This window comes from Peribacillus sp. YIM B13472 (assembly GCF_042788005.1).
Lineage (GTDB): Bacteria > Bacillota > Bacilli > Bacillales > DSM-1321 > Peribacillus > Peribacillus simplex_E.
On record NZ_JBHZPG010000073.1, the window covers coordinates 1 to 3,946 of the forward strand.

Annotated in this window: 6 protein-coding genes; all 6 read left to right on the top strand. The window is 32.4% G+C overall.

What is annotated here, in order from left to right:
* Positions 1-187 precede the first annotated feature (187 nt).
* The 6 genes from ACFX4I_RS26260 (at position 188) to ACFX4I_RS26285 (ending at position 3,738) form a co-directional block, all read left to right on the top strand.
* Positions 188-649, top strand: a complete 462-nt coding sequence (locus ACFX4I_RS26260) for a GNAT family N-acetyltransferase (protein ID WP_377424162.1) — start codon at positions 188-190, stop codon at positions 647-649.
* Positions 650-677: 28 nt separating this feature from the next.
* Positions 678-1,193, top strand: coding sequence for a GNAT family N-acetyltransferase (locus ACFX4I_RS26265; RefSeq protein ID WP_283932806.1), 516 nt, complete (start codon positions 678-680; stop codon positions 1,191-1,193).
* A 153-nt stretch (positions 1,194-1,346) separates the two neighbouring features.
* Positions 1,347-1,889 carry a GNAT family N-acetyltransferase gene (locus ACFX4I_RS26270; protein WP_053535428.1) on the top strand — a complete coding sequence of 181 codons (543 nt, stop codon included), beginning with the start codon at positions 1,347-1,349 and terminating at the stop codon, positions 1,887-1,889.
* A 166-nt stretch (positions 1,890-2,055) separates the two neighbouring features.
* Complete coding sequence (locus ACFX4I_RS26275) at positions 2,056-2,568, top strand: ankyrin repeat domain-containing protein (protein WP_377424164.1); 513 nt, start codon at positions 2,056-2,058, stop codon at positions 2,566-2,568.
* Between the two features lie 127 nt (positions 2,569-2,695).
* Positions 2,696-3,148, top strand: coding sequence for a tetratricopeptide repeat protein (locus ACFX4I_RS26280; protein ID WP_377424167.1), 453 nt, complete (start codon positions 2,696-2,698; stop codon positions 3,146-3,148).
* A 155-nt stretch (positions 3,149-3,303) separates the two neighbouring features.
* Positions 3,304-3,738, top strand: coding sequence for a hypothetical protein (locus ACFX4I_RS26285; RefSeq protein ID WP_377424169.1), 435 nt, complete (start codon positions 3,304-3,306; stop codon positions 3,736-3,738).
* Positions 3,739-3,946: the final 208 nt, after the last annotated feature.

Here is a 3,946-nt window from a genome sequence, read left to right on the forward strand (position 1 = left end):
AACGCCGTATACGCGAACCGTACGTACGGTGTTGTGAGAGGGGCGAAAATAAACTTATTTTCCCCCTACTCGATTATGGAACTATCGGGGCAGGTTAGTTGCATAAGGGAAATATTAAAGATTTCCCTAAAATTACATAAAAAGGTACAATTATTTAAAATAGTGTAAGATAGATGAGGGATTTGTTATGAAAATTAGTCAAACCAGGAATTTTAAATCGGTCGCTAAATTAAATAAATATGTACACAATATACATTCAAATTTATACCCTAAATACTTTAAGGAATATAACTATGAGAACGTGAAGGAAGTTTTCAAAAGTCTGATTAATAACGAAAGTTTCATTTTCCTTTTGTTAGAAGATAATGAAGAAGCACTTGGCTATGCTTGGATAGAGATAAGAGAATATCCGGAAAATGCATTTAAAAAAGGATATAAGTCCGTTTATGTACACCAGATTAGCATAGTGGATACAAAGAGGAATAAGGGTTATGGTTCAAGTCTTATGGAATGTATATATGAAATTGCGAACGATCGAGGAATAGATTTAATAGAATTAGATTATTGGTTTGAGAACAGTGTTGCAAAGGACTTTTATAAAAAGCAAAATTTTATAAAGTACAGAGAGTTTGTTTATAAACAGTTGTAGTTTCTTGTTTTAACTAGGGGCAGTTCAATTGAACAAAAAATATAATAATTATCATAAAAATTCAAATAAAGGGTGTGCATCACAGATGGAAATTACCATCAAAAGAACAAGTTTGACTGAAGTAGATATGTTGTTGACTATTCAGAAAAAGGCTTTTGCAGAAGACTATAAGTTATACCAAGACCACGATACAACTCCTGTAAATGAGACACCTGAGAAATTAATCGAAAATATAGAACACTATATTCATTACACAATATGGTCAAATAACAACATCATCGGTGGAATAGATCTCCGCAAAAAAGAAAATATACTGTTATTAGACAAACTATTCATAGCAAACGAATATCAAAATAAAGGTCTCGGAACAAAGATAATGAAATTAATTGAGGCTGAATTTCCATTGATTAAAATTTGGCGTTTATATACTCCATATTTAAACAAAAGAAATCAATATTTTTATGAGAAATTTGGCTATGAAAAAATAGGAGAAGTTCAGCTATCTGAAAAGCTTTTGTTATTTAAGTATGAAAAATGTATTTAATTTAAGAGAATTTAAAGTACATAAAAGGAACACAAGATGAGTTTCTTGTTGAACTAACGGGGCAGGTTAGCTCCATAATAAACAAGTGATTTATCTATTAATCATATATGTTAATATACAAAATAAACCAATAGAAAAATCAGGGGGATGAATATGTTCTTACATAAGATTGATGAGGAGTTATCATTGAAACTGTTAGAATTAAAGGATGCAGAAAGAGTTTTCGAAATAACCAATCAATCCAGAGAATATCTACGAGAATGGCTTCCTTGGCTGGATATTACAACAAAACTTGAAGATACAAAAGGGTTCATTAATATTTGTTTAAAAGGTTTTGCTGAAAACAAGAGTGTCAATACACTTATTATGTATAAGGGACAAATTGTTGGTGTAGCAGGTTATAACCAAATAAATTGGTCAAATAAAACTGCATATATTGGTTATTGGCTCGGAGAAGAATATCAAGGAAATGGAATTATGACAAGAGTAGCTAAGGCATTGACTGATTATGCATTTAAAGAATTGAAACTAGATAAAGTTGAAATTAGGGTTGCTTTGGAGAATAAGAAAAGTAGAGGGATTCCTGAAAGATTAGGTTTTGTTAATGAAGGTTGTATCAGACAAGCAGAATGGTTGTATGACCATTATGTTGACCATATTGTTTACGGTATGTTAGTTAAGGATTGGAATAAGTAGTAATACCTTAATGAACTAACGGGTGCTTTAGGTTAGGCTCGGAGCTGTCTTTAAAAGGCAGTTTTTTCTTTATGTAACTAACGGGGCAGGATTGTTGAATAACTGCAAACACCCTAGGAGGCTACATTAATGATGGTTAAAATTAATTAATTTAAGGGGAAAACCTATGAAAAGAAGAATTAGAAATAAACTTAAAAAGAGGAATAGAGAAGAATTAGTCAGAGCCATTTACGAAGGTCATTTTGGAAAAGTGAAACGGTTAGTACGAAGTGATTCAGATGCAAATAACAAAGACGAGGATGGGTGGGCTCCACTCCATTGGGCAACACAAGAATGCCAAATAGAGATTATTCAATTCCTTTTATCTATTGGAGCTAACATCAATTCCAGGGATAATTACGGTTTTTCCCCTTTGTATCAAGCAGCCTCTGAAGATCGTATAGAACTAGTGGAATTTTTGTTAAATAACGGTGCCAAAATTGATATTAAGTCTAGCGATGGAACTACTCCATTGATTATAGCTAGCTGCTACGGGAATTTAGAAACAGTAAAGTATTTAGTGGAAAAAGGTGCAGACATCAACGTTAAAGAAGATGAAGGAAATACTGCTCTCTTATTTGCGGAGCGATATGGAAACGAACAGGTAGCGTTATTTCTAAGAGAACAAGGCTCATATTGAATTACTTGAATTTACAAATATACAACAAACGGAGACTTTTCTTAATGAACTAACGGGTGCTTTTACTTCAATAAAGGAGGTTTTATAACCACAATAGAACGGTCAACCATCTTAGGGGGAAAAATACTTGATAGCATTACTATTACTTCTAATTTATATCGTATATAGAATTTATAAATCAAAAAGACCTTTAACAAAGTTTGGACATTTCTATGACAAAGCTTTTTATCTTGAAGAAAAAAAGGAATATGAAAAAGCCCTTGATATAAGAAAACAAGCATTAGAATTAGAAACACTTACTAATCTGGAACGTGCTGAATTAAATTTAGCTAATGCCAGAATGTATTTAAGGTTAGAACAATATAAAAAGGCAACTGATTACTTTGATATATCATTTGAACTAGCAAAAGAAGAAAAGTTTCCGTACTCTAAAGGGTTTGACGAGGTAGTTGAAGCTTATTTGCAGGCAAATCGCAAAAAAGATGCCATTGAATTAGTAAACAAGATGTTAGAAAGACAAAGCTACGATAAGAAATTTAAAAAATTACAATCCATAAAAGAAAAACTAAAATCAGTTTAAAAGACTACCATATTCATTCCTCATTCAATAAGGGAGGAGCTAAGGGAGCCTTTTTCTTATGGAACTAAAGGGTTAGTTAAAGAAGTCTAATAAATAAAAGGCATAATTCCTTTTTATTTTATGTATAGCAGAGGTATGTTAGAGGTGGTGGTTAAATGAAGGAAGATTACCCACGACAAGGATTAAGAATAAGATGTGAACAAGGCGTCTATCCAGAAGTTAGAAGGGCTTGTCTAGAATTTGCAAAGTGGTTAAGGCTAGAATTTGAATTTCCCATTCGAGTTGTTGTATATCTAAAAAAAGATTACCAAATTAAAAGCAGGTTCGATAAAGAATTAGTATCGGGTACATTTTTTGGTCCTTTTGACAAAAGTGAAGAACCATATATAAGAATAGCTACTGGTGACTATTTAGAATTATTGGCGGAGAATGGGCAAGATGATGCACTTGCAGCTATTCTTGGTACTATTGCCCACGAGCTAGGACATTATTATCAATGGATTGATGACCTTGAACTTGATGAAGGAGGGGCAGAAAATAATAGTGAATATATGATTGATTTGTATGCTGAGACTAGAGACCATCCGTAAACGATTTAAGCACTGTGTTATTAAGCAACGGGTGCTTTACTTCAATAAGGGAGTTGCTTTGCAGCTCTTTTTTTGTATGAAAACACATTAGTGAAAGAGGCCATACTAAAATAAGCCCACCATATTCTAATTTTTTTGTATGAAAACACATTAGTGAAAGAGGCCATACTAAAATAAGCCCACCATATTCTAATTTTTTGAAGGACTT